The 26,286-nt window shown below is 39.3% G+C and carries 28 protein-coding genes; 10 read left to right on the top strand and 18 right to left on the bottom strand.

Going from position 1 to position 26,286, the window contains the following annotated elements; genetic code table 11:
• Positions 1 to 9: 9 nt before the first annotated feature.
• Positions 10 to 897 carry an SMP-30/gluconolactonase/LRE family protein gene (locus HNP77_RS03105; protein ID WP_184651692.1) on the top strand — a complete coding sequence of 296 codons (888 nt, stop codon included), beginning with the start codon at positions 10 to 12 and terminating at the stop codon, positions 895 to 897.
• 61 nt (positions 898 to 958) lie between these two features.
• Here the strand turns inward: HNP77_RS03105 and HNP77_RS03100 are convergent, their stop codons facing one another.
• The 4 genes from HNP77_RS03100 to HNP77_RS03085 all read right to left on the bottom strand — a co-directional run bounded on the left by HNP77_RS03100 (position 959) and on the right by HNP77_RS03085 (position 5,095).
• Positions 959 to 1,624, bottom strand: coding sequence for a hypothetical protein (locus tag HNP77_RS03100; RefSeq protein WP_184651691.1), 666 nt, complete (start codon positions 1,622 to 1,624; stop codon positions 959 to 961).
• 117 nt (positions 1,625 to 1,741) lie between these two features.
• Positions 1,742 to 2,005 carry a hypothetical protein gene (locus tag HNP77_RS03095; RefSeq protein WP_184651690.1) on the bottom strand — a complete coding sequence of 88 codons (264 nt, stop codon included), beginning with the start codon at positions 2,003 to 2,005 and terminating at the stop codon, positions 1,742 to 1,744.
• Positions 2,006 to 2,088: 83 nt separating this feature from the next.
• Complete coding sequence (locus HNP77_RS03090; protein ID WP_184651689.1) at positions 2,089 to 3,999, bottom strand: sensor domain-containing diguanylate cyclase; 1,911 nt, start codon at positions 3,997 to 3,999, stop codon at positions 2,089 to 2,091.
• 10 nt (positions 4,000 to 4,009) lie between these two features.
• Positions 4,010 to 5,095 carry a substrate-binding domain-containing protein gene (locus tag HNP77_RS03085; protein WP_184651688.1) on the bottom strand — a complete coding sequence of 362 codons (1,086 nt, stop codon included), beginning with the start codon at positions 5,093 to 5,095 and terminating at the stop codon, positions 4,010 to 4,012.
• 143 nt (positions 5,096 to 5,238) lie between these two features.
• Here HNP77_RS03085 and HNP77_RS03080 point away from each other — a divergent pair, with 143 nt between their 5' ends.
• The 3 genes from HNP77_RS03080 (at position 5,239) to tnpC (ending at position 7,800) form a co-directional block, all read left to right on the top strand.
• Positions 5,239 to 5,592: a hypothetical protein gene (locus HNP77_RS03080; RefSeq protein WP_184651687.1), complete on the top strand. Its 354-nt coding sequence runs from the start codon at positions 5,239 to 5,241 to the stop codon at positions 5,590 to 5,592.
• Complete coding sequence (gene tnpB / locus HNP77_RS03075; protein ID WP_184651686.1) at positions 5,589 to 5,936, top strand: IS66 family insertion sequence element accessory protein TnpB; 348 nt, start codon at positions 5,589 to 5,591, stop codon at positions 5,934 to 5,936. Before HNP77_RS03080 ends, tnpB begins: the two co-directional genes overlap by 4 nt.
• Positions 5,937 to 6,063: 127 nt before the next feature.
• Positions 6,064 to 7,800, top strand: a complete 1,737-nt coding sequence (tnpC, locus tag HNP77_RS03070) for an IS66 family transposase (protein WP_184651685.1) — start codon at positions 6,064 to 6,066, stop codon at positions 7,798 to 7,800.
• A gap of 118 nt (positions 7,801 to 7,918) precedes the next feature.
• On the opposite strand, the gene HNP77_RS03065 is transcribed toward tnpC, so the two are convergent.
• From HNP77_RS03065 to HNP77_RS03020, 10 genes are read right to left on the bottom strand one after another with little or no spacing between them, the layout of a single operon-like run.
• Positions 7,919 to 8,389, bottom strand: coding sequence for a GNAT family N-acetyltransferase (locus tag HNP77_RS03065; protein ID WP_184651684.1), 471 nt, complete (start codon positions 8,387 to 8,389; stop codon positions 7,919 to 7,921).
• Between the two features lie 36 nt (positions 8,390 to 8,425).
• Positions 8,426 to 9,475, bottom strand: a complete 1,050-nt coding sequence (locus HNP77_RS03060; protein ID WP_221266508.1) for a glycosyltransferase family 4 protein — start codon at positions 9,473 to 9,475, stop codon at positions 8,426 to 8,428.
• 53 nt (positions 9,476 to 9,528) lie between these two features.
• Positions 9,529 to 10,272 carry a pseudouridine synthase gene (locus HNP77_RS03055; protein WP_184651682.1) on the bottom strand — a complete coding sequence of 248 codons (744 nt, stop codon included), beginning with the start codon at positions 10,270 to 10,272 and terminating at the stop codon, positions 9,529 to 9,531.
• A gap of 22 nt (positions 10,273 to 10,294) precedes the next feature.
• The gene (locus tag HNP77_RS03050) at positions 10,295 to 11,269 is read right to left on the bottom strand and encodes an RluA family pseudouridine synthase (protein ID WP_184651681.1); all 975 of its coding nucleotides are present in this window, start codon (positions 11,267 to 11,269) and stop codon (positions 10,295 to 10,297) included.
• Complete coding sequence (locus tag HNP77_RS03045) at positions 11,270 to 11,791, bottom strand: hypothetical protein (protein ID WP_184651680.1); 522 nt, start codon at positions 11,789 to 11,791, stop codon at positions 11,270 to 11,272. It lies immediately after the preceding gene.
• Between the two features lie 7 nt (positions 11,792 to 11,798).
• On the bottom strand, positions 11,799 to 12,482 hold the full coding sequence (locus HNP77_RS03040) for a YggS family pyridoxal phosphate-dependent enzyme (protein ID WP_184651679.1): 684 nt from the start codon (positions 12,480 to 12,482) through the stop codon (positions 11,799 to 11,801).
• 2 nt (positions 12,483 to 12,484) lie between these two features.
• Complete coding sequence (gene rsmA, locus HNP77_RS03035) at positions 12,485 to 13,357, bottom strand: 16S rRNA (adenine(1518)-N(6)/adenine(1519)-N(6))-dimethyltransferase RsmA (RefSeq protein WP_184651678.1); 873 nt, start codon at positions 13,355 to 13,357, stop codon at positions 12,485 to 12,487.
• 21 nt (positions 13,358 to 13,378) lie between these two features.
• The gene (locus HNP77_RS12485) at positions 13,379 to 14,644 is read right to left on the bottom strand and encodes a ComEC/Rec2 family competence protein (protein ID WP_184651677.1); all 1,266 of its coding nucleotides are present in this window, start codon (positions 14,642 to 14,644) and stop codon (positions 13,379 to 13,381) included.
• Positions 14,638 to 15,792, bottom strand: a complete 1,155-nt coding sequence (locus tag HNP77_RS03025) for a hypothetical protein (protein ID WP_184651676.1) — start codon at positions 15,790 to 15,792, stop codon at positions 14,638 to 14,640. Before HNP77_RS03025 ends, HNP77_RS12485 begins: the two co-directional genes overlap by 7 nt.
• Positions 15,793 to 15,847: 55 nt before the next feature.
• Positions 15,848 to 16,927 carry a PilZ domain-containing protein gene (locus HNP77_RS03020; protein WP_184651675.1) on the bottom strand — a complete coding sequence of 360 codons (1,080 nt, stop codon included), beginning with the start codon at positions 16,925 to 16,927 and terminating at the stop codon, positions 15,848 to 15,850.
• Positions 16,928 to 16,970: 43 nt separating this feature from the next.
• Here HNP77_RS03020 and HNP77_RS03015 point away from each other — a divergent pair, with 43 nt between their 5' ends.
• The 6 genes from HNP77_RS03015 (at position 16,971) to HNP77_RS02990 (ending at position 22,589) form a co-directional block, all read left to right on the top strand.
• Positions 16,971 to 17,639: a CPBP family intramembrane glutamic endopeptidase gene (locus HNP77_RS03015; RefSeq protein ID WP_184651674.1), complete on the top strand. Its 669-nt coding sequence runs from the start codon at positions 16,971 to 16,973 to the stop codon at positions 17,637 to 17,639.
• 110 nt (positions 17,640 to 17,749) lie between these two features.
• Entirely contained in the window at positions 17,750 to 19,165 is a 1,416-nt protein-coding gene (thrC, locus tag HNP77_RS03010; RefSeq protein WP_184651673.1) for a threonine synthase, read from the top strand.
• Positions 19,166 to 19,278: 113 nt separating this feature from the next.
• The gene (locus HNP77_RS03005; RefSeq protein WP_184651672.1) at positions 19,279 to 19,656 is read left to right on the top strand and encodes a hypothetical protein; all 378 of its coding nucleotides are present in this window, start codon (positions 19,279 to 19,281) and stop codon (positions 19,654 to 19,656) included.
• A gap of 24 nt (positions 19,657 to 19,680) precedes the next feature.
• A complete protein-coding gene (locus HNP77_RS03000) occupies positions 19,681 to 21,192 on the top strand; it encodes an amino acid adenylation domain-containing protein (RefSeq protein WP_184651671.1) in 1,512 nt (503 codons plus the stop codon).
• Positions 21,179 to 22,354, top strand: a complete 1,176-nt coding sequence (locus tag HNP77_RS02995) for a diaminopimelate decarboxylase family protein (RefSeq protein ID WP_184651670.1) — start codon at positions 21,179 to 21,181, stop codon at positions 22,352 to 22,354. Before HNP77_RS03000 ends, HNP77_RS02995 begins: the two co-directional genes overlap by 14 nt.
• Positions 22,355 to 22,367: 13 nt before the next feature.
• A complete protein-coding gene (locus HNP77_RS02990) occupies positions 22,368 to 22,589 on the top strand; it encodes an acyl carrier protein (protein WP_184651669.1) in 222 nt (73 codons plus the stop codon).
• 93 nt (positions 22,590 to 22,682) lie between these two features.
• On the opposite strand, the gene rhaM is transcribed toward HNP77_RS02990, so the two are convergent.
• The 4 genes from rhaM to HNP77_RS02970 form a co-directional block, all read right to left on the bottom strand.
• Complete coding sequence (gene rhaM, locus HNP77_RS02985; protein WP_184651668.1) at positions 22,683 to 23,003, bottom strand: L-rhamnose mutarotase; 321 nt, start codon at positions 23,001 to 23,003, stop codon at positions 22,683 to 22,685.
• 4 nt (positions 23,004 to 23,007) lie between these two features.
• Positions 23,008 to 24,261 (bottom strand): L-rhamnose isomerase, encoded by a 1,254-nt coding sequence (locus tag HNP77_RS02980; protein ID WP_184651667.1) that lies wholly within the window; start codon positions 24,259 to 24,261, stop codon positions 23,008 to 23,010.
• A gap of 82 nt (positions 24,262 to 24,343) precedes the next feature.
• The gene (cmk, locus tag HNP77_RS02975; RefSeq protein WP_184651666.1) at positions 24,344 to 24,907 is read right to left on the bottom strand and encodes a (d)CMP kinase; all 564 of its coding nucleotides are present in this window, start codon (positions 24,905 to 24,907) and stop codon (positions 24,344 to 24,346) included.
• A gap of 62 nt (positions 24,908 to 24,969) precedes the next feature.
• Positions 24,970 to 26,229 (bottom strand): PcfJ domain-containing protein, encoded by a 1,260-nt coding sequence (locus tag HNP77_RS02970; RefSeq protein ID WP_184651665.1) that lies wholly within the window; start codon positions 26,227 to 26,229, stop codon positions 24,970 to 24,972.
• Between the last annotated feature and the right edge of the window lie 57 nt (positions 26,230 to 26,286).

Genomic DNA, 26,286 nt, shown 5'->3' with positions numbered 1-26,286 from the left:
GATGTTTTTATGATAAACCAAATCAAAACTTATACAGCTGAACTTTTCTTAAAAGAAAAACACACGCTCGGAGAGTCTCCTTTTTATGATGCCCGCACAAAAACCCTTTCCTGGGTTGATATTACGGAAGGAAAATTTTTTACCCTTGGAGCAGATGGAACCCGAAGGTGTTTTAGTTACGGACAGGCAATCGGCTCTGCGGTTCCGGCTGAAAAACCCGGCACTTATCTGATTGCCGGAACAGATGGTCTTTATCTTGAAAATGCAGATGGCACTAAACCTCTTCTTATCAAAAATCTTTCTGAATATTATAAACCCTGGCAGCGTTCAAATGACGTAAAGGCTGACCCTGAAGGCCGAGTCTGGTTTGGTTCTTCCGTTGATGATGGAATACATGACGCAAGCGGAAATCTGTTTTGTCTTGAAAATGGAAAAGTAACTGTAAAGCAGTCTGATACTAAAATTTCCAATGGACTTGCCTGGAGCTCAGACCGGAAGAAGTTCTATTTTTCTGATTCGCTACAGTATGCAGTTTTTGAATATGATTATGATCTGAAGACTGGCAAAATTTCAAACCGCAGGATTTTGTTCAGGATGGAAGAAGGTCGGGGCATTACAGATGGAATGTGCATTGATTCTGAAGATAATCTCTGGGTAGCCGTTTGGGGTGGCAGCCGCATAGAAGAGAGAAGTACAAAAGACGGCTCTCTTCTTGCAGTTGTAAATGTGCCTGCTAAAAACGTAACCTCCTGCTGCTTTACGGGAGACAAGCTGGATACTCTTTTTATCACAAGTGCAGCTACCAGCCAGACCGGTGAACTGGACGGCTGTCTCTTTACCTGCAAGGTTGACGTAAAAGGCCTGGAGTGCGATTACTGTAAACTGTCGGCAAAATAATTCCAGTCTGCATACATACTTTTACCTTTATATTTTGCCGGCAGCGGATTGCAAATTTTCCTTACTCCCCGGTAATCAGGCTGTATGTAACACTTACCGGTTCATTTGTATTTTTTACAGTAAATGCCTTGTTATTGTAACTGCTGAGAATTTCCGGGAAATTCAAAGGAGTAATACTGTATGATCCGTCAGAGTTTTCAACATAATCAAGGTTGATGTTTTCGGAAAGTTTTTCACAGGAAACAATGTATGTCTCTTTATCATCATTCCAGTTGTATAAAGCCAGAACAGGACTTTTTACAACAATTTTATCATTTTCTATGTAAAAGGCACCGGTTATATTTTTTAACTGTTCATCATCAGTTTTATCATTAAACATGAAATCTGCACCTTTATCAAAAATGCAGCTGACGGTTTCAAACTCCAGATCATATTCCGGGTAACTTTCAATTTCTTTATAAGCAAAATTAGCATTTGCATCATCAAGTTTTGAAGGCAGCTTATACCAGATTAAATTTCTTTTAGTTGAATCATCTTCAACTTCTTCAACAAGAATCTTGAAAGGCACAAACTCATTTTCGCCAAATCTTTTTGCAGCTTCTTCAAAATACGAATGATAATTATTAAGCGAGTTTTCATCGTCTTCAGCTAAGATGAAAGTATCGTTAGCTGTTAACTTATTTTTAAGTTCTGCCTCTGAAACAGAATTAATTCTAAACTGCATCATTTCCTGGGGAGTAGTTATCCAGGAATTATCCAGAAATGCTTTTTTTAGAGAAAAAGTTAAAGTTTTATTTTCTGAATCATAGGAATAATTGTAAATATACTTTTTTGATACTGAATCTTAAATTTGTGAACCTTCATCACCTTTCTGTTCTTTTGTATATTCACATTCTCCATCGTTAAAGACGTATGATTGTATAACAGTATAACCACCATATGTTGCATCTGTTAAATGATTTTCTCTTTTTAAAACTTTCCCATCCAATTCATCTTTTTCTAAAATTGATTCATTCTTCGGTGAACTTCCAGAATCCGTTGAACAGGATGAAAACGCCAGTCCGGCAGCTGCAGATAATACTGCAAAAATTTTTACTGCTTTTTTCATTTTGAATAAACCTCTGTTTACATAAACTTTTAAGAGTATTTTATACCTTGATTTTATTATATAAAAAATATGTAAACAGTAAACTATATCTGGGCAAAAGTTACAGCTGAACGGCCATCGGTCTTTTTGCTCACATAAACACAGTCATCTACAAGCTTGTAACAGGTTGCAAAATCTCTTACCAGTCCTTCCGGCAGTACTATGGCGCCTATACTTGCATTTATTGACTTTCCTTCAAGTTCCGGAATTGAAATGGTTTTAAGACTGTCAATAAAACGCTTGATAATTTTATCAGCCGAATCTATTTTATTAATGTTCCTGGCAAAAGCTGCAAATTCATCTCCTCCAAGACGGAAAATAATGTCATCATCACGAAAAACTGTCTTAAGGCAGGCAGCAACGTTTATGATTACCTTATCGCCAACTCCATGACCAAAGGTATCATTAAAGAATTTAAAATGATCAACATCAAGCAGAATAAACAGCCCGCCTTTTCCATGCTGCAATTCCTCAGAAACCTGTTTTTCTCCACTGACACGATTTAAAAGCCCTGTCATCTGATCAGTTTCAGAAAGAATCTTCAGACTTTTCTTTTCATCAATATCAATAAAGAGTCCGACACAAGTAGCAGGGGAGCCGTCTTCCCGCCGGATAAGATTACCTGCAGCATGGTACCATTTATAGCCTTCATTTTTTGTTAAAAGGCGGTATTCTACATCATAAACTGTATTGCCTGAATAATCATTTACAGAATCCCAAAAGGCCTTCAGAACCCGTTCTTTATCATCCGGATGAAGTAGATTTTCCCAGGAATCAAGCCTGTCTGGAAATTTCTCTTCAGAAAGATAGCCCAGCATGTTGCGGAAAGGCAGAGACCAGACACATTTTTCAATTTCTCCTTTTTCATTAAATTCAATTGTCCATGGTCCTGAATGAATGATTGAGTGGATAATCTGCATTCCCTGAGTTTCTTTATGTAATTTATCGTAGGCTTTTTTTGTTTCTTCAGATATTCTTTTTTCCTGTTCTATAACGAGTCTTGAATTCTTTCGGAGGGTGATGGCGAAGATAACAAAGAGAACTATAACAAAAAGCAGTGTTGTTAAAATCTGAAGGTAATTAAGGGCTACAATCGTACGGCTTCCTTCTCTTATCTGGCTGGTAATTACATTGTCATAAACAAGGATTGAAAGCATCCAGCCGGTTTCTTCAACGGGAGTATAATAAAGGTGGGCATCCTGCCTTCTGTAAGGAACATGAATCATGCCTTTTCTTTCATGTAAAAAATCATCCGTAATTTTAATAAAACTTTCCCGGCTTTCATCATTTTCCTTAATTACAGAAAGAATGTTGCGGCCCGGTTCAACACCTCCAAAAGGAACTGTCGTAAGACTTTCTCCATTTTTCAGATAGATGTTAAAATAGGTTTCCATGTTTTCCGTCCTGAAAGTCTTGGAACGTACCATCTGATCAATGTTTACCTGTGCAAAGCATGCCGTAATCTGCCTGCCGTCAAAAGTAATTCCGGAAACGGGCAGGGCAATAAAAAGCTGTTTTTCGCCACCATAATTAACTACTGTAGTAACAAGAGGTTCAGAAAACCCTTCTGCCAGAAAGGGATACCTGCTTTTTCCTGAACTTGTAGAATGAGCGGTGTAGATAAGTCCGTCTTCATTTACAAAAGAAAATCTTTCAACTCCATAAAGTTTTCTAATCCGGCCGAGATAATTGCGAAGGGAAGAAACAGAAGATATGTCTTCCTTCGTAATTGAATCAATGGCATTGTGCATATACTGAAAATTCTGCTTTAAGGCATCAGAAATAATTGTAACCCGCCGGTTTGCCAGTTCCTCTACATAAAAATTACTTACACTCTCTGCAACAAGGTGAGTCTGCCTTTGTGCACTGTTAACATTCCAGAGAGTACTCAGGACCGTCAAAAATAATATAATGATTCCACCTGTAAAAACGATGATATTTTCTTTTATTTTCATTCAGATCCACCTATTCTGTTACACCATAAAGAGAACGTAAAAGCCAGTCTGCATCCTTCTGAAAGAAAACTGTAGTGGTTTCTTCTGTTTTTTCCGGAAAAAGGGTTCCCGGAAGAAGCCCGTCTGCAATTTTTACAGCAGTAGTAATTGTATCAAATCCAATGGCATAGCAATCCTGAAGGGCGAGGGCATAAATTACTCCATCACGAAGATACTCTAATGCCCGTCTGTCATGATCCATACCTGTTATTATAATTTCATCTGCTTTGCCGGCTTCTTTAACCGCACGTCCGGCTCCAACTGAATTACTCATGTTACAGCAGATAATTCCACTTAAGTCAGGATATTCTGCAATAAACACTTTTGAAAACTCATAGGCCTTGTCTTCAAGATCTTCATCATATTCTACTGCCACAAGTTCAATCCGGGGATATTTTGCAAAAACAGCTTTTGCGCCTAAAGCCCGTTCTTCATGACAGGGAGCTCCATGATTACCTACAAGCATGGCAATTCTGCCTGTATAATCCAGTCTTTTACAGAGACTTTCTACAAGAATTTTTCCATCTTCATAGTTATGGGTATTTCCAACATAAGCTATTCTTTTACAGTTGTTTTCTTTTCCGGAATCTGAACTGGAAAAAGTCATAACCTTCTGTCCAGAATCCATTAATCTGTTAATTACGGGAGTTACAATCTGAATGTCCGCAACATCAACTCCGATTACATCGTAAGAATGAGAAGCTGCAGCCTTCTGAATCCGTTCAATCTGGTCCATTGCCGACATTTTTTCAGGGGCAAGATAGTCATAGGTAATAAAAACCCCCGCCTGTTCAAACTGCTTTACTGCGTCTTCTATGCCAAGAGCAACCGCATTCCACCAGGGATGGGCAGTTTTATAAGTCAGATAAAAATTATAGCTTTTTTTTTGAGGAATATAAGAATCCAGAACAGGTTTTAAATGAAATCTTTCTGCGTCCAGGGCAACAGTATCCCCTGTAATCTGTTTTTTGAGATTTTTATTCTGTTGATTTTTGTAAGAACAGCCTGTGATGAAAAATACTAAAAAAAAGAAAAAAATCTTCAATTGATGCTTCATTCTGAATATGATTGTAATTCAAAAAAATAAAATAACAAGTAAAGCAGAAAAATAGGGTATTCCAAAGTAAGCGTCTAATTAACACCCCCTAAAAAGCGAATAAATTTAGATATACAATCTCCTCACAGCGAGGAGATTTTTTTATGATATTCCCAGTAAAACGAGTCAAAGAAGAATTAATTAATGAGTTTGCAGTTTCAAATATGGATATCGAAACATTCAGCCAGATGCACAGCATCCAGCCGGAAGCATTGAGATCCTGGATTCAGGAAAAAATGTACAGATCTCAGCATCCCGAATCTGAATCGCCAGATAAATTCCAGGCTTCTGAATTTGTTGAACTGGATATTCCACATGCATCAAAACATCAAATTACAGTCGGTATAGACCGTAAAGAATTAATTACCGTTAGGGCAGGTGGAATTGAAATTGATGTTCCCATTACAACAGAAGAAACAACTTTATTCAAAATCTTACAAACGGCGGCCAGCATATGATGTTTGATTTTAGCAATGCACGTATTTTTCTGAGACCTGGAACAACAGACATGAGAACCGGCAAGGAAGAACTTCTCCATATAATAAATGACTTAATGAAACAGGATCCATTCAGCGGTGCAGTTTTCATGTTCTGCAACAGTCAGCATAAACTGCTGAAACTGATATGGTGGGAAACTAACGGATTCTGGATAGCCCAGAAAACTTTGGAGAAGGGCAGATGGCCATGGCCGGATACGATTGAACAGGCAAAGGAAATAAAACTTGATGAAGTCATTATGCTGCTTAAAGGGATTGATTTTTTCTGTGCCTATGAACCACTAAAATATGAACAATTTGACTAAAAATGTGCTTTAGAAGAAGTAAAAAATAAAATTAAATCATTAATAAGTAATAATTAACATTTGATCTTAATAAAAAACTTCCCAAACCTACTTTTTAAATGTTTTTAAATCTGTTAACATTTAAAACATGAAAAGGGAAGTGACAATACAGGAAGCACTGACAGAACTTGCTGCTGCAAAGATTAAACTTGAATCTATGCAGCAGCTTTTGATTTTAAAGGAGCAGTTACTTTCCTCAAAAGATGAACAGATTAATTTTCAGATTTTTACAATCAAAGAGAAGGACGAAGAAATAAAGAAACTTAAGGAAGAGGGTAAGGAAAAAGACCTTAAGATTCTCGGACTGGAAGAACGGCTTCAGACACAGCTGGCATACCGTTTCGGCTCCCGTTCAGAAAAATCCTTCGAACAGCTTTCATTATTTAATAATTTTGATGATGATTTTCTTGAAGCAGAAATGCTTACCAGTGAAGAATTAAAAGAAGTCCTTGAAGAAAATACACTTACAGTAAAAGCCTATAAACGACGAAAATGCGGGCGAAAAAAGATTGCCGGCAATCTTGAACGCGTACCTGTTTATCACGATATTCCTGAAGAAGAAAAGATATGCGGCTGCGGAGCAAAGCTTGTAAAAGTAGGGGAAAGGTTCACAGAAAGACTCAACATCATTCCGGAAAGAATCTATGTTGAAAAACATATCTATCCTGTATATGCCTGCAGAGTATGTGAAGGAAGCGGCGATGAAGAACATCCAGTTTTCCGTCAGGCTCCTGCAGCAGAGAACATCATTCCTCATGGAATCGCAACTCCAGGACTTCTGAGCTATATATTCATAAACAAATACTGCAACCATATGCCGTATTACAGACAGTCAAAAGACTTTGAAAGAAAAGGAATAGATCTTTCAAGGGCTACAATGGATAAATGGCAGCTTGAAGTTTATGAAAAGCTTAAGCCCCTTGAAAAGATAATGCTGGAGCATATAAAGACAGGGAAAGTCTTAAACATGGATGAGACTACGACTCAAATCCTGCATTATGAAAACGGGAATACCGAGCGAAAGAAATCCTACATCTGGCTTGCGCATGGCGGTCCCAAAGATAAGCCGCTGGCAGTTTACAGATATTTTGAAAGCCGCAGTCCTCAACACATCCGGCCATTCATAAACGGATTCAAAGGATGGCTTCAGACTGATGAATATCCAGGTTATGAAGCTGCATTAAAAGAACATAAGATTCTCCATCCAAAGGACAAGATTGTTCATGTAGCTTGTGCTGCACATATCCGCAGAAAGTTTTACGATGCACTGCTCAACGGAAAATCAAAGAACTCAGCCATTGCCATTAAATACATCCAGCGAATGTATTACGAAGAAAACAGACTGAGAGAGAAGCATCTTCCAGATTCAGAGTTTATTCAAAAACGCAGGAAAATCATCAAGCCGATTATGGATGAATTCTATGACTGGATGACTGAAATAAAACCGACAGTTCCTGAAAGCCTTAAATTTGGAAAAGCTCTGGATTATGCAATCAAAGCCTGGCCTCATCTTATGAACTATCTTGCCTGTCCTGAAATCTATCTGGACAATTCAATCGCAGAACGCTCAATACGTCCGTATGTTTTATCAAGGAAAAATTTCTTATTCTGTGGTTCTGAAGACGGCGCCAGATCAACATGCCTGTTGTTTTCTTTAATAGAATGTGCTAGAATAAACAATATCAATCCTGAAGAATATCTTTCTTCAATCTTTGAATTAGCCGCAGACACAAGCGGCTGGACTGATTCAAACTGGTCTGAACTTCTTCCTTGGAATATCAAATTGATTAAAAAATCTGATGTTTCAACGGTTCTAATAGCCTGATAGGGCAGAAAATTGACGCTTACATTCCAAACTGCCTCAAATGACGGGAAATATATATTGGTAGACAGAATCCCGATTATAGGCAACAATAATAAAATTTGTCTTTCTTATTATTTTTTTATTCTCCCTGAGGAACTTTATCATTCAGGCTTTTATTTCTGTAATTTAAATTTGTCCGCAAAGTATATCCCTGACTTTCCCAAAAAGAATTTGCAGGATCATTATCCTTAAAGACCAGTCCAAAAATCTTATTAATGCCTTCGGCTTTTAAAGCATCTTCTGCCTTTTTTACAAGCATTCCGGCAATTCCCTGTCTTCTGAAAGACGGATGAACGCACATATGATGAATTATTCCGCGCCTGCCATCATGTCCTGTAAGAATCACTCCCACAACTTCCGGAGCATTTCCAAAGCCGTCATTTGTAACAGCCAGAAAGCAGGTATCCGGATTCCGGCGTAAATAACGTGCAATACCTTCACGACTATCATCTACCGGATTCAACGCCTTTTTAGACTGTTCTGTACTATTCCAGAGTTTAAAGATTTCATCATAATCATCTATTATTACAGGTCGAATTGATATACCCATGAAAACAGTATCATAAATTATTATATAATTTTCAAGTTATTCCTGCGGTTCTTCAGACAAGTGCCCGTGGAGACGGCGATTTACAGTCCTGTTAACAAAATGAAGAATGATGAAGACAAGGCAGATGAACATCATTTCCATTGCCAGCACCGTAAAACGCTGGGTAAAAGTTTTCATCAGCAGAAGAGAAAGTACAGAAACAGAAATTACAAACTGAATCATTAAAAGAATTAATACTGATGTAGTTTTAGAAAAACCAATGTTAATGAGTTTATGATGAATATGAGCCCGGTCTGCACTGAAAATTGAACGGTGTTCTCTTGTACGTCTCCATATAGCCGCAAAAACATCAATAACAGGTATGGAAACGAGGACAGCCATTACAGCAGCCTTTACGTCTTCAAAAGATGCAAAATCATAAATAAGAGGAATCACTGCTATTGAATACCCAAGAAACTGACTTCCTGAATCTCCTAAAAAAATTCTTGCAGGAGGCCGGTTAAAAAGCATAAAGGCAAAAGTTGCAGCTGCAAAAATAAAACAGAGAACGGCACATTCTTCGCTGCAGAATATAAGGAGAATTCCTAAGGTAAGCTGAGTCAGAAAACTAAGTCCACTGCAAAGAAGATCCAGCCCGTCAATCAGATTGTAAGAATTTACCAGGGAAATAATCCACACAAATGTCATTAACCTTCCGGTAATTTCACTCACATCAAAAATAAAAAATTCCTTAAAGTACAAAGGTCCTGCAGCAACAACCGCAGCGGCTATTATCTGAAATAAAAACTTAATTTTTGCAGGCAGATTAAAAAAATCATCAACAGCTCCTGCAAAAAAAACAATCAGCCCTGAAATAAAAACCGGCATGAGACTGGAATAATCTCTTGAAGAAAAGAAAATAACATAAACGCAGAAGGCAGCCGTAGAAGAAACCATTATTCCGATTCCGCCTAAACGGGATACTTTTCCATTGTGCATTTTTCTGGGATTCATAGAATCATAAAATCCAAATCTGGTGCAGAAATGAATTATTAACGGAGTCAAAAAAACATTAAAAAGAAATGCACCGGCTATACAAAAAAGCATAATGGGATTATAGCATTATAACAGATTAGTGACAAACCCTGCCCGCTGCAGTTTTACACTGAAAAGGATATACGTTCAGAAGAAACCGGGTGCAAAAAAGAAAGGGAACTGGCAGTAAAACTAAAGTCTTCTTCAATTCCGGATAAACTGTATACCCTGTCTCCCGTTACAGGAAAGCCGCACCAGCACAAATGACATCTTACCTGATGACGATAGCCTGCTGTTATTCTGCAGGTCGCCTTAAAAACATCATGGTCTGTACCCTTTTCCAGTAAAATTTCTGTTGTATAAATCTTCGTACCGGCTTTTTTCTGTTCAGCCCGTCCTGAAACTCCGTCAGTACGTACCGGCCTTACCGCACTGCCCTTCTTTCCGAAAGGCCTGAACAGAGAGCTTAATTTAAAAAAACTGCGGCTTTGCATACAGGCAGAGATTTTTTCCCTGTCAGCCGTGCATGGAGGAAACCCTTCCGGAAGATTTTTCTGATACCGGCACAAAGCTGTGTATTCTTTTATAAACTGTCCTTCCTTCTGCTGAAGGATAAAAGAATCATAAGACTGCTGCGTTGAGGCAATTACAAGAATACCGTCTGTCACCGTGTCAATTCTATGAACAAGTCCGCCTTCAACAGCTTTTATTCCATGAACGTCCTTTAATTCCGGAAAAATCCCTGCAGCCCTGGTAAAAGCACTGTCATCCCCTTCGACTAAAGGAGCACTTGCAAGTCCACGGGGTTTATAGATGACGGCAAAGGGATTCTTTTCAGAAGGCTCTGCAATAATTCTTATATTTTCCATTTCTGCTGACCGTCCGCAATTCTCAGTCTGATAAAATAGTTTTACTGTATTTTTTATGAAGTACGGCAAGAACTTTCTTAAATCTCTCAGGAGTTTCTGTTTTAAACACAGCAGGCTCATTACTTCCGGGAAGCTTTATCTTAAGATAACGGGAATGAAGCATTAAAGTTGCCTTCGGAAAAAGCCTGTCCCCCTTTGAATAAATCGGATCACCTAAAACAGGACAGTTAAGGTATCTCATGTGTACCCTTATCTGATGGGTTCTTCCGGTTTTAATCCTTACCTTCATTAAAGAATAATCTCCATAACAGGCTATGCATTTATAAACGCTGACCGCCAGTTTTCCCTGAGAAAGTTCTTCAACTGCCTTAAACCTCTGTCTGTCCCTTACATCCCGTATCATTCCTGTCTTTATGATTCCGGTACTGAATTGAGGCCGTCCCTGACAGATACAGATATATTCCTTAACTATACCCCTGTGGCTTTTAAACTCCCTGCTGAGGAATTCTTCTGCATCACGGTTTTTTGCAGTAATTATTATACCTGATGTATCCTTATCCAGCCGGTGAACGATTCCAGGTCTGCAGCGGACAAGCGCCTCCTGTCCACCGGAAGTTTTATCCTGATGTATTTTCTGCCGTCCAAGATAATATAAAAGAGCATTGACAAGAGTACCGCTCCAGTTTCCTGCAGCAGGATGAGTAACCATTCCCTGCTTCTTATTTATTACAAGAACATCATCATTTTCAAAAATAATATCCAGGGGAATATTCTCCGGTTCAATATCATCCGGAACATTATCTTCCCACTGAATGTATATTTCATCCCGGGGCTTAACTTTATAAGAAATTTTCTGGTTTCTGCCGTTTACAGTGATGGAACATAACCCGGCCTTAAGTTTGCTGCGGTTCATGCCGTCAGGAAGAGAAGCTACATATTTATCAAGACGTTCAGCTCCGGAATAATCCTCCGGAACCTTTATGGAAAAACCTGCCATCTAATTTACTTCAGATAAGTTTTCAGTTTCTTCAACATATTCAAATTCACCAGATTCTATTTTCTCCAGTCCCCCTGACCTGATGAATTCTTCCCTGTAAGGAATAACATGAATCTGTCTGGAATTTTCAAGAAGGGACTTTTCCCGCTTAGCCCTGTTCCGCCGCCTTGCAAAATTGATTCCAAAATCAATAAGTCCAAGACCGGCACTGATTCCTAACGAAACGCCAAAAATTTTTGCCTGCTGCCATGAAGAAAAAGAATCTGCACTTTTATCCAGAGGATTAGGAAAAGAAGAAAACTCCCCCGAAAAATAACCGTAGGCACCGTAAGCAACGGTAACACCAAGAGTAACAAAAGGAAGAGAACCAAATGTTATTATCTCTGCCCGCCTGATGTCATGGAGCACCGGATTAAATTCTTCCTTTTTATATGGTTCAGGCGTAGTTGAATCAGACGCTGCAAAAACTGCTGCAGGAGAGACGGTTATAATCATTAAAAGGATGCACAATAGTTTTTTCATCGCAGAATCAATTGTACTGTCTTTCTCCAAAAATTGCAGTACCGATACGGACGATCGTGCTGCCCTCCTCTACGGCAATCTTATAATCACCGCTCATTCCCATACTTAATTCCTTTACAGGAAGTTCAGGATAAAGGGAATTTATTTTTTCCCGGAGAAGCCTCAGGGTTGAAAAACTTTTTCGAATGCGGGATTCATCATCAGTAAAAGGAGCCATTGTCATCAATCCTGCAGGAATCACATGAGGAAACTCTCCTGCCGAAAAGCGACTGCAAAGGGCAAGTATTTCTTCTTCAGAAGAAAATCCGCTTTTTGAATCTTCTCCAGTATGAAGTTCAAAAAAAATCTGAATGGTTTTATTAATGCGGTTACATTCTTTTTCAATAAGTTCAACAAGTTCAGTTCTGTCTACAGACTGAATGCAGTCTGCCACAAGAACTGCCTTCCTGACTTTATTTGACTGGAGGCTTCCGATAATATGCAGTCTGGCTCTTTTGGAATCTCTGTTTATCAGTCCAAACTTTTCTACAGCTTCCTGCACCCGGTTTTCTCCAAAAAGTACCTGCCCTGCCTTCAATGCAGCTTCAACATCTTCTGCAGGATGAAACTTACTTACGGCACACAACTCAACGTTCTCAGGCAGGGTTGCGCGTATCTTATTTATGTTTTCAGCTATCTGTTCAGCAGTCATAATTACTCTCCTTTTTTGTTATTCATTTTTTCATATACCGTTGCAAGGCGGATAAAATCATCAGTACTTAAAGTTTCTGCACGCAGGCCTTTATCGATACCAGCCCTCTCAAAAAAATCATCTGCGTTAATATCAGAATTTAAAATTGACTTTATATTATTTGCAATGGTTTTTCTTCTTGCAGAAAAAAGTGCGTGTACCATTTTTACAAAAGCTGCTGTACTGCAGGTACTTTTAAAATCCTGTTTTTTTGTAAAAATTACTGAATGAGAAGAAACATTCGGTTTAGGCCAGAAATTTCCAGGACCTAATTCAAAGCCTTTTTCCACATCATAAAAATACTGGCACAATACGCTGAATGAGGAATAATTCTCCTCCTTCGGTTTTGCCCACATCCGCATTGCAACTTCTTTCTGTACGGTAAAAACACATCGGTCAAAAACAAGGCCGTCTGCTATGGTGTCTGCAATAAAGGTAGCTGCAATGTTATATGGAAGGTTTCCGAAAAGTTTTACGGCCGGATTCTCATTTTTCTGTTTCTTCCAGTTTTTTAAAACATCCCCTTCAACAATTGAAAAGGAACCTGACGAAAGCTTATCAGAAAAAAATTCCTTTAAGCAGGAAATAAACCCCCTGTCAATTTCAAAGACAGTAAGTTTTGCATTGCTTTCAAGAATAAGTTCAGTCATGCATCCTAAACCGGGACCAATTTCCCAGACAGAATCAGAAGCCGTAAGTTTTAAACTTTCAATAATACGTTTTCTTGCAGCTTCATTTATCATAAAATTCTGTCCGAATTTTTTCTGCATTCCCATTTCATGGCTGTCAAGAAAATTCTTTAACTCTGACGGAGAATTATAATCTGGATGTCCCACTTCAAAACCTCAATGACTGATTTATAGCCGTACACATGGAATAATCGCAAAGAACTTTACAATTAAAACTATTCCATAATAAAGCCCGTTCATTATAATGCCAAACCATGATGAAAGGAAAGGTACTGCCAGGCTTAAAACTACAGAAAAAAGTGAAAAGGTCATAAAGAAACTTATCAGAGGAGAAACAATAACTGATGCGGCAATTCCTGCAGGACTGAAGGTTTTGAACAGTAAAAAAGACAGCGGTGCCGTTGCACTCTGAGCTGCGGCGGATGCACCTAATGAAGAAGAGAGCTTTTCACCGGCAAAGGCCATAAAAGGTTTTCTGCAGAAATCAGAAAACAAAAGTATTCCGGCTAAAGCTCCATAAGACAGAATGAATGCAGCGGAATATACATCCTCAGGAAAAATACATACATGAATTAAAAATGCACAGCATAAAATGCAGAACATATCAGGTTCCCTGCAGGAAGAAAAATTACAGGCTGCCAGTATGAGGAAGCATAAAAAGGCACGGAACAGCGACGGAGAAAATCCTGCAAACCAAATAAAGAAAACAGTTCCTGCCGTTCCTGAAAAAAAAGAAAAACGTTTTCCCAGTATGAGTTTTCCTGTAAATCCCGCTATTCCTGAAAAGAAAGAAAGATGCATTCCGCTTAAGGCAAGAACATGAGAAAGTCCTGCAAGCATAAACGCTTCAGCAATTCCATCCTCAAGAAAATCCCGAGAACCGGAAAGAAGAGACAGGACAAGGCCTCCAGCCTTTCCCCAGGAATACATGAGTCGCCTGAAATTAAGCCGGCACAATGCCCTGAAATGCTTTATGTGACCGGCAAAAGATTTTTCGTGTCCATGAGCAAAAACTTCCGCTGCATAAAAAACACGGCGTGAGTCAGAAAACCTTCCCTTTACGAAAAGAATTTCCCCGGCTTCTGCAAGGACACCGCCGCTGTCACTGTCTGAATACAGTTTTCCGGGATAAAGATTTTCCACATATTCATCCGGCAAAAATACTGTAAGTATTCCGGAAGCAGAGCCTGTCACTGAAGAACCGCCACAATATCCTGAACATGAAAAAGTCCTGAGTTTGACGGAATAGTATTTACCTGATGAAATCATTACAGGATTTGAACAGACAGAACCTTCAACACCGGTTAAATCAGATTCCCGTATGGAGGACATAAATGGCTGTGAAGGTGAAAGTTTCAACGAACCGCAGTAAATCAGTGCCGCCACGACAGCAGCACTAAGGACAAAAGGATTTCTTAAACGAAATGTTACCACTTAAGTTTGGCAAGGGCATTTCTGGCAGCCGTTATAACCTCCGGAGAATAATCAAGATACGTTACGTAAAGAAGGTAATCAAAGGCTGTCTTATCCCCTAAACCTCCGAGAGCATTAATGACGGAAAGCACGACGGCTTCAACAGGAGCATTTGAAAATTCCTTGCTCTTGTTGAGAAAGTCCAGATATTCAGAAAGCACGCGTCCGGTTTCGTCAGAAGCTATGGCAGCAACATTGGTAATGACTGAAGCAAAATCCTCTGCAGTCATATGGCCGTTTTCATATTCCGTTCTTGCAACAGAAAAATAATCCGTGGCAAGAGAAGCTGCCCTTGTCCACTGGGAAGCAGAAATAACTTCAAGCGATTCCTTCTGCAGTTCAATGATCACATCAGAAGTTTCCCCTATATTATATATAGCCTCCGATAATGCATTTTCCGCAACTTCTGATCTGATTTTTTTTGAAACATATGGATTTTTCTGAACCGCCCTTAAAATCAAAAGTTTCTGGTCAAAGGAAGAAGTCTGAAGTACCTGGAGCACTTCATTTTCTGAATTATTTGCAAGAGGTCCCCAGGCCTGCGCCAGTTCTGAAGAATGCTCTTCCCACATTCCAAGAATGTCTGCAACAAAAATAAGCCTGAAAGAAGTAACGTTTCCCTTTAACTGAAGATATTTGACTGAAGCCAGAACGACATCATCTGCAGGAGCATTATTCTTTATCTGCTCTGAAAGATATGAATTTACAAGAGAAACACTGTTGGCGCTGCTGTAATCAGAAAATTTTTCAATCACAGCCTTACGGACCTCGGAGTCAGAATTTTCCTTAAATATCCGGCAGAGTTTTGATGCCACATCACCTGAATATGCAGGTCCCAGAGTTTTTACAGATTCAAGAAGAAGCTTTTTAAGTTCCTCATCCTGTTCAAGAAGTTCTTTATTTTCAATATAAAAATCTATGGCCCGTACATTCAGGGTATAATCTCCCAGAAGCGCACTCTGTTTTACGGCAGAAACCTTATCCTCTATGCTGCCTTTTACATAATCAATTTCAAGCTGCCTGTCCAGCGAAAAAAAAGGAAGGGAGCTTAAAAACATAATTCCATAAACTGCAATTTTCCTGATTCCGTTTATTTCCGTTTTTTTCATTACCCTCTCCTTAATAATATCTTTCACATCCATTTTAATGGTACACCCTATATTTTCAAGTGTCAGAAGCCTTTTTTTCTTCCTCTTTCTCATCTTCATTAATGAACGTCATAATTTCTTTCTGTTCTTCATTCATCACATCAAGACGGTATACATAGGCAAGAATCATTTTTTTCATGTCTGATGAAATTCTGGAACATTCAAAATGAATGCGGGACTGATTCATATACTTGTTGTATTCAACAGACTTTACGCTTCCCTGCATCAGGATAAAATTTCCGTCCATATCAAACTGAAGCTTGAGAAAGGAATTACCCCGGCATTTACCGCCAACCCTTATCATGGCACCTTTTTCACTGATGTCTTCTATGAGGCACCTGTATCCTTCTTCTCCGTCACCTGCCGGTTCATAAGGAGCCGAAGGACCGGTAAAATACATTGAAGCAGGAAGTTCGCAGGATGACCGTATGGCCTGCCTTTTCTGAGTCCGCTCAAGACTGTCGCTGTGCTGAAGGAACAGGCAGCTTTCTCCGTTTTTACTGGAGGAGCCGAACACCGTTGAATCAAAAACATAAGCAGCATCATTTTTACGCCAGAAGTAAACGGCAATTTTTTTTCCTTCCCACCAGGCCCTTTTCATTGAACTGGTCATTTTTACTGACGTACCTGCCTGAACCGGAAGAGACACGACAAGTTCCCTGGAAACATCAACAACTCTGGAACTGAAAATTCCTGATCCCGGAACAAGTATCCTGAGTTTCTGTCCCCTGCTTATCTGTCTTGATGAACGGATTCCCTGTTTCCGGTCATATTCAACGGAAACCTTTGACCTGAAGGAATAAAGCTTTTCAAGGAACTTCTGGGTCGTAAAGCTTTCGTAACGTCCGTCCTTTTTTGCAGTATCTATATACAATTTTATACATCTGTCAAGTTCAGGAAGAGAATCAAAAAGGATTTCAGGAGCAGTATGAGCGCATCTTTCCGCAAGTTTCCATAAAGTGACCATCTCCGTAAAAGTAAATCCGTAATCCTTTCCAAGTGAAAAAAAAGCAGTCTTCTTCTTGAATATGCTGCTGAGTTTTATAAGGACCAGGGTAAGAAGCATAGCCGACAGAAGCGGTAATAAATAAATCACATTGTCCTCGCCATTTTTTTAGTATTTCTGTATGATAGCACAAATGAAAAAAAAATACATCTTGATTCAATTATGTGCAGTACTTATCCTTCTTGTACTGCCTACGCTCACGGTCTCCTCTTCAGGACAGATGTCTGCAATCTTTTCCTTCTCTTTTTTTTCTCTTGTACAGCTGTTTCTTGCCCTCATTCTTGACGCCGAATGGAGAATATTCCTCAAACCCCGGGAAGTCCCTGCCAGAAAAAATTTCTTTTCCGTCATACTGAATCACCTTCAGTGGACCAGCATTACAATAGGACTGCTTATGTTCACCTACGCAGCCATAACCGTACTGTCCCTCTTTCTTCCCCAGCTTCTTTCCCACTCAGATCAGAACCTTCAGAACATCTCGCCGGGAATTACAAACATCCTCTTCCTGATAATAAACGTATTCTGTGCCTCCTATTACGAAGAGGTAATATACCGTCAGACTGTTCCGGAAAGCCTGCTTTCCTTTACAGAAAATAAGTACATTAAAATTCTATTTGAACTGCTTACCCTGATGCTTTTTGCCCTCGGACACCTTTATCTGGGAATTGCGGCAGTTGCAAACGCATTCATATGCGGAATCTTCCTGAGACTCTGCAGGATAAAAACCGGAAGTGTTTCAAGCGGAACGGCAGCCCACTTCATCTACAACATGACACTGTTTATTTTCATACTCCTGTCCTGATTTTAAGCCGGAGTCATCGCCGGAAGTTCAAAAGATTGAACTATATATGATTTTCTGCTATATTACTTGCGTTCTTATTTAAAGAACTATTGAATGTATTGAGGAAGAACATGATTTACACAGATACCCGTGATAAAAGCGTAAAAGTAAATTTTCAGACTGCCGTAATGAACGGAATGAATGCTTCTACAGGTGGACTTTACATTCCTGTAGAATTCCCGAAACTTGAAAGTTCATTCATCAACAGGATTCCGGAACCTTCATTCAGGGAAGTAGCCTTCAATATGGCTAAACCTTATGTTGAGGGAGAAATTCCTGATGCAGACCTTGAATCTCTCATAATCGATGCCTATCCGTTTACATCCCAGGTTGTACCTGTTGATCCGGTAACTTATGTCCTTGAACTTTTCCACGGTCCTACATGCGCTTTCAAAGATTTCGGTGCAAGATTCATGGCCCGCGTAATGTCTTATTTCAACAGAAACGAAAATGACAATCTTCACATTCTTGTTGCAACTTCCGGAGATACCGGTTCTGCTGTAGGAAGCGCCTTCCATAATGTACCAGGCATTGACGTAACCATTCTTTATCCGGACGGAAAGATTTCTCCTCTTCAGGAAAAACAGCTTTCAACCTTCACAGGAAACGTTCGTGCCCTTAAAGTAAAGGGAACTTTTGATGACTGTCAGAAACTTGTAAAGACAGCATTCACAGATACTGAACTCAGAAACAAATTCCGCCTTTCATCTGCAAACTCAATAAACATTTCCCGTCTTCTTCCTCAGAGTTTCTATTATATGTATTCTTCCCTTGTAGTTAAGAACCGCATTCCTCAGGACAGCAAGATTGAAAATCCATCAATAATCTGTATTGTACCGAGCGGAAACTTCGGAAACCTGACTTCCGGACTTATCGCCCGCGAAATGGGAGCACCAATTGCAGGTTTCGTTGCCGCTACAAATTCAAACCACACGGTTCCTGACTGGATTGCTACCGGTAATTATGAAGCACGTCCTTCAGTTTCTACCCTCAGCAATGCAATGGATGTAGGTGCACCAAGTAACTACGAAAGAATCAGCGCAATGTATTCACTGGAACAGGTTCGCTCTCTCTTTGCTTCTTACTGGACTGATGATGAAGGAACTCTTGATGCAATACGTTCCTGCCATTCAAATACAGGATACATCATTGATCCTCACGGAGCAGTGGGCTGGAAAGCATGGAACGATATCCGCGGCGGTAAAATGGCTGAACTCATCAATGGAACATTAAAAACAGACATAAATGAACCGGGACTTACAGCAAATGTTCCTGAATGGGGAAAAGCTGCAGCTGATAAAAAAGCAGTAGGCATCATTCTTGAAACTGCCGCTCCTGCAAAATTCGGCGCAACTGTCGTAAAGGCAATCGGAAGAGAACCAAGCATGCCGGAAAGACTTGAAAAGGTAATGTCCCTTCCTGACAATGCCATTCCTATGGAAAAGGATTATGAGAGCTTCAAGGAATATCTCATGAGCTCCCTTTAATCAGCAGTCAGTAAAAATAAAACTAAAAAGAAAGTGTTCGTAAAAAAAAGCGGACTGTACTCCAGAATTTCTCAGCGTTTTCTGGAGTACACTTTTTTATAAGGACAGCATAAATGAAAATTGACCACATCATCACTAAAGAAAAAAGCATAAGCAGAAATGACCTTCAGCCGACAAGTAAACTCCATATGAAGGTAAACAGGATTAACCTTATGCCCCCTCCTGCTGATAACCTTGATAAATTCTCATGTGTAATAGAAGTCGACCTTAACATTGAAAACGAAGAACAGAAAAACATTGCTTCAGCCCGCCTTGCATATTTTATTTTTGCTTCACTTGAATCGGGAGAAACTTATGATCAGGACGCTTCAGCAAATGAAATCTTCCGGCAGACATACCTTTTATACTGGCAGGATTTCAATTCCATGCTGAAAGACGTTAATCTTCCTCCTCTGCCAGTTGCCAGCATTCAGGCTTCAATAAAAAAATAATTAAACTTCACCGGACGGGAATTTATGAAATATACAGTACTTGATTATCTTGAAGAAACAGCAGAAAAGTTTCCTGATAAAACAGCTTTTGCAGATGTTACCTCCTCAATTACGTGGAAAGAACTTACAGAAAAAGCAAAGGCACTTTCCTGCGTTATTGCAGAACACTTTAAGCCGGGAGAAGCCGTTCCGGTAATGACAGATAAAAACGTCAAAACAGTTACATATTTTTTTGCAGCCCTTTATGCAGGATGCTTTTACTCCTTCTTTGATGCAACATTTCCGGACACCCGCCTTACATCAATGTTTACTACCCTTGACGCATCCAGTGTAATTGCAGACCGCCGTTTTGAAAAAAAACTTTCAGGCCTTAATGTTACTCCGGTTTTTACAGACCAGGTTGAACAGCTTCTTTCTGAAAACAACTATGCATATTCCGCTGAACGCCGTCTTTCAATAATTGATACAGATGCCGTATATGCAAACTTTACCTCCGGCTCAACAGGAGTTCCGAAAGCCGTCGCCGTATCCCACCGTTCGGTTATAGATTTCATACAGTGCTTTACGGAAACCTTTGAGATTTCACCGGAAGAAAACATTGCAAACCAGGCTCCTTTTGATTTTGATGTTTCAGTAAAAGATATTTTTTCTGCAGTATTTACCGGCGCAACAGTTCATCTGGTTCCGAAAATGTTCTTTTCAATGCCGGTAAAACTTCTGGACTATCTTGAAGAAAGACAGATTACCACACTTATATGGGCCGTAAGCGCACTGTGCATGGTTTCTACCCTGAACGGTTTTTCTTATAAAGTTCCGACCAGTCTTAAAAAAATAATGTTCTCCGGAGAAGTAATGCCTAAAAAGCAGCTTGATATCTGGAAGCAGTACGTACCTTCAGCACAATACGTAAATCTTTACGGACCTACAGAAATAACCTGCAACTGTACTTATTTCAAAATACCGGCAGATGCAGATTATGAGGTTCTTCCAATCGGCATACCTTTCAAAAATGAAAGGGTTTTCCTGCTGGATGAAAACGATACTCTCGTTACAGAAAAAAATACGGAAGGAGAACTTTGTGTTTCCGGAACCTGCGTTGCTCTCGGATACATAAATAACGAAGAGAAGACTGCTTCTGTATTCACTCAGAATCCTGTACAGAAAAAACGCTTTGAACGCATTTACAGGACAGGAGATCTTGCAAAATACGGAGATGACGGACTTCTTTACTATATCGGCCGTAAAGATACTCAGATCAAACATATGGGACACCGTATTGAGCTTGGAGAAATAGAAGGAGCCGTTTCTAAACATCCGAACATTACCAGAACCTGCTGCATATTTGCAGAAAATAAAATTACCGCATTTTACACGGGTACAGAAACAGAAAAAAAGGAAATAGTTACTTTAATCAAGCAGACTCTTCCTGCCTATATGGTACCTTCCGACTTTATATGGGTAAAAGAATTCCCTATGACAAAAAACGGAAAGACAGACAAAAAAGCACTGGAGGCTATGCTTAATGAATCAGCTTAAGGAACTTGCAGAAAAATACGGAAGCCCGCTGTACGTCTTTGACTCTGATGCAGTAAAAAAAAGAATTGCGGGAATAAAAAAAGTTCTTCCGGAAAACACAGTACTTTGTTACGCAATAAAGGCAAATCCTTTTTTAGTAGAACCATTAAAGGATGAAGACCTTCTTTTTGAAGTATGCTCTCCAGGTGAACTTTCCATATGCGAAAAGGCAGGCCTTTCTCCTGATAAAATCGTATTTTCAGGAGTATGTAAGACTGCAGAAGATGTTGAAAGGGCTTATAAACTGAAGGTAAAAACCATTACCCTTGAATCTTCCCTTCACTGTAAATATCTCCTTGATGCGGTAAAGAAACTTCCGGTTCATTCTCAGGAAGTAATACTCCGCCTTACAAGCGGAAATCAGTTCGGAATGAGCAGCGAAGACATAGATGCCTGCATTCAGGAAATTAAGAAAGAACCTTCCGTAAAAATCCGGGGAATACATTACTTTACCGGTACTCAGAAAAAACAGAAAAAAATTCAGGAAGAGACAGTATTCATACAGGACTACTGCAGCAGCCTGAAAGAAAAACATTCAATTGATTTTTCACAGATTGAATACGGTCCCGGCTTAAGCTATGAATATTTTTCTGATACCGATCAGAGCGAAAACTTTTCTGAAGTACAGTTCTTTGCTGACCAGATTAAGACATCCCCATGGACTTTTGTAATAGAACTGGGACGTTACATTGCTTCCTGCTGCGGAACCTACATTACAAAAATAATGGATGTAAAGAAAGACGGAGACTCAACTTATGTCATCATTGACGGCGGAATAAACCACATCAATTATTACGGTCAGATGATGGGTATGAAAAATCCGAAAGTTATTCAGATAAAAGAATCATCAGAAATACAGAATTCCACAGACAGTACTCCATGTACAATCTGCGGTTCCCTTTGTACCACAGCAGATGTTGTTCTCAGAAAACTTGAACTTTCTGCACCTGAATATGGAGATCTTCTTGCATTTAAAGACATAGGAGCCTATTCAATAACAGAAGGCATCTACCTGTTTTTAAGTCATCCTCTTCCGGCTGTTGTATTAAAACAAAACTCTGTATTTACGTTGTTGCGTAATCATAAAGAAACTTTTATAATCAACTCAAAGGATAGTCGTTAAAAAGGAGAAAATTATGGACGAACTGATGGACATACTTAAAGAACTTAAACCGGATGTTGATTTTGAAAATGAAAAGGGACTTATTGATAATGCAGTACTTGATTCCTTTGACATTGTAGAACTTATTAACCGTCTCAAGGAAACTTTTGATATTGACATCACCCCGGCAGAAATTGTACCGGAAAACTTTAACTCAGCAGAAAGCCTTTGGGCAATGGTAGAAAAGCTTCAGTAAAAAAGTAAAAGCTTATATAAAAACAAAAACGGCAGCACACTGACACATCTGATGAAAAACAAAGGAAGTTTGTCAGTAAGGCTGCCGTTTTTTTTAATCCATATGGAACATCTGCTTCAGCGGAATACTTACAGGTGAATTATCAGGATTTACATCCATGATGTCAGCCATCATATCCCACCATTTTCTTACAACCGGATCGTTTTTCTGCTCATCAGCTTTATTACCCGGCTTCAGTTTCTGATATGCAAACAGAATGTTTGTTTCTTCATCAAGAAAAATCGAATAGTCATAAACACCGCTGTCTGATATTACTTTTTTCAGTTCCGGCCAGATTGCATCATGACGTCTTTTATACTCTTCTGCCATTCCAGGCTTGAGTTTCATCTTAAATGCACACTGAATTTCACCCATATGCTCATCCCCTTAAAGCAGTTACGCTTTTTTCGTAATTCATTATCTCATCAATAACCTGAAGGTCAGACGGAACAGAACATTCTTCGCAGTAACGGTTCCATACCGCACCGAAAGGAAGTGTTTTTTCTGCTTCAAGAAGTGCAAGACGTGCAAAATAATTACCGTCATTTTCGTAAGACATAAGTTTTTCGGAAGGTTCAAGAAGAGCTCTTAGAAGTGATTTCTGAGTTGCCCGCTGTCCGATAACCCAGGCACCGATTCTGTTAATTGAGCCGTCAAAATAATCGGTACCAATGTGAATCTTATCAAGTTTTCCGGTTCTGACCATTTCTTCAGCCATAGCCTTCATGTCATCATTAAAAAGAGTTACGTGATCACTGTCCCATCTTACGCCTCTTGAGAGATGAAGAAGAATTTCCGGAACAAACATAAGTACGGAAGAAAGCTTGTCTGCAACATTTTCAGTAGGATGAAAATGTCCCATATCAATAGTTAAGAGCATCTGATTTTTTACGGCATATCCCATATAAAACTCATGGCTTCCCACAACATAACTTTCCGTTCCGATTCCGAATACTTTTGATTCTACAGAATCTTTAAGATAGTCCTTGGAAATTTTTACGCTGAGAATATCATCAAGGGATGAAGCAAGAATTTCACGGTACCCCTGACGGTCAACAGGAATGTCTTTCATACCGTCTGCAATCCATATGTTGTGAATGCAGGCGCTGCCCTGTTCTTTACCCATATATTCACCGATTTTACGGCAGCGTTTTACATGTTCAATCCAGAAATCCCTGATGCCTTTATCTTTTGAAGAAAGAGTAAGACCTGAGGCCTTCGGATGAGAAAAAAGAGTCGAATTAAAATCCAGGGGAACTTTATTTTCTTTAGACCACTGTACCCAGCTTTTAAAATGTTCAGGCTCAAGTGCATCCCTGTCTGCAAAACCGGTAGATGAAAAATCTGCATAATTTGCATGCACATTAAGACGATAGCTTCCCGGTGTAAGGGAAAGCGTTTTTTCTATATCACTGCGGAGTTCTTCCATTGAGCGGGCTTTTCCAGGATAGTTTCCTGTTACCTGTATTCCGCCACCATCAAGAGAAGCGCCGGCATGCTCAAAACCGCCTACGTCATCCCCCTGCCAGCAGTGCATAGAAACAGGAATTTTTTTCAATAATTGTATGGCTCTGTCAGTATCAACCCCCAGTGCCGCATACTGTTCTTTTGCAGAAGAATAATCTGATTCCATCTGATACCCCCATAAAAGTCAGGTTTTATTTTTTATAGAATATCAGATGGTTAAAAGCATACCTTAATGATTCATTCTTTAGTTAGCATTTTTCCGTCAGACCGCGTTTTACAGCTTCTTCAAGAATAATATCAGTAATCTGTTCAGGATTATAGTCAGCTGTATCAATTATGAGGTCACAGAAATCATAAATGCTGTTATCAATGTCATAAAGTTTTTTATAGCGCTTAGAATCTTCCCGATCCCTCATGGAAGTAAAATCCTTTATCTGCTGAAGATCCCCACCTTCACGGTTAAGTATGCGCAGAGCTCTTGTCTCGTCACTGGCATAAAGATAAACCTTTAAGTCAGCTTCCTTAAGCATCCATATGGCAAGACGGCTTCCCAGTACGCAGGATTCTTTTTTTGCAAGTTCTACCTGCCTTGTATCAACTTCAATGTCATAGGAATCATCTGTTTTTGCATTTTCAATTACCTGGGCAAGGGTAAGTCCCTTTTCCTGTGCCAGCTGTCTGAACGTAAAATTTATAAGATTTACACCAAGCCGCTGAGAAAGAAGCGTACTTACTGTTGTATTTCCGCAGCCGCTTTTTCCGCTGATTGCAATACGAAGTTCTTTTCCTTCCGGAATTTTATATTCTGCCATGAAACTCTCCTGAAAACTATATGATGAGATTATACAATATTTTTATAAACAGGAAAACATTCCTAAAAATTATTGCCGTTAAAACTAAGTTTATGTTTCAGCCGCCACGTCTTTAACAGTTCTGCCATTTCTCCGAAAGGAGTTTCATTATAATCAACGCGCTGCTGATAAATCATATTATCACGAACTTCAATGCAGGCAACATATTCTTTATTCCTGATAACGTAAACTACAGTACACTCTTTTCTAAGAACCTTATCCTTATAAGAAGAGAGGCAGTTATGAAGTTCAGCCCCAAGATCCCTGAGCATTGCAGAGTCCTTAGGAAGTAAAAAGTCATAGCCTTCAATTGAATCAGCCAGAGATTTTTCAAATTCTGTGTAGCCGAATTCTACATTAACATTTTCCAGTTCCCAGGCATATTTTGAAAGAATGTCATGATTGTATTTTGTAGGACCATCCTTTATTACCTGACTGCAGAAACTTTCCGGAAGCCTGTCACTGTAACGGCAGAACATTCTCATGCAGTCAAACAGTTCAATATCTCCGCTCTTCCAGTCAAACCGGCTGGCTGTATTCCAGGCACAAAGTTCGCCTCTTGCAGGGATTGCTATTTTCATAAAATCCATAAAAGCAGGATCTCTTTTAAAACGTGGTGATTTTAAAATACGGAGCATTATGTTTACATCAGTAAAGCCGCAGTCCATAAGAAAACGATAGTCAAGAAGAACCTGGGGATTTTCAAGGTACATGAGGCGAAGTTTTCTAAAACTTTTTATTCCGATGCAGGAACAGAACTGGTTGTAGCAGTCAGAAGAAAGCCTGTCAACTTTAGTGGAATAAGAAGCAATTTTATTCAGCAGCGGTTCATAAGGAAATTTTACAAGACTTTCCAGAAGCTCAATTCCTTTCAGAAGCCTGCACTCCTGCATCTGCAATCCGGAATACTGATTTATCATATTCAGAAGCTGTACGGAAGCAAAAGACAGGACAGAAGAAGCATAAGATGTATTTTTTTTACAGTAATTATAGAACGAACGGTCGTAATCTGAATAATCAATTACCCTTCCATGATAAAAATCAAATACCGTCCGGTAGTTTTTTGATAATTCTCCTGAACTTTCCCGTACTACGTAATTAAAAGCCAGTGTATTTTCAATATAATCTTCTTCAATGCAAATCCAGGCAATATTAAAAGGAAAAGCAAACTTACGAACGTTTGTAAAACCTTCATGGGGCAGACTTCCGGCCGGAAGCCTTCTAAAAGAAAATGAACGAGGATCCTGTAAAAAATAAGTTTTCTTAAAAATTGAAAAAGCCATTTTTTTCCAAATAAATTTTCTTACTACAATATTCGGAAAAAAACGGCTTCAGGTTTA

The organism is Treponema rectale (assembly GCF_014202035.1).
Lineage (GTDB): Bacteria > Spirochaetota > Spirochaetia > Treponematales > Treponemataceae > Treponema_D > Treponema_D rectale.
The sequence above is the reverse complement of the archived record's forward strand: the minus strand, read 5'-3'. Positions and strand labels throughout refer to the sequence as shown.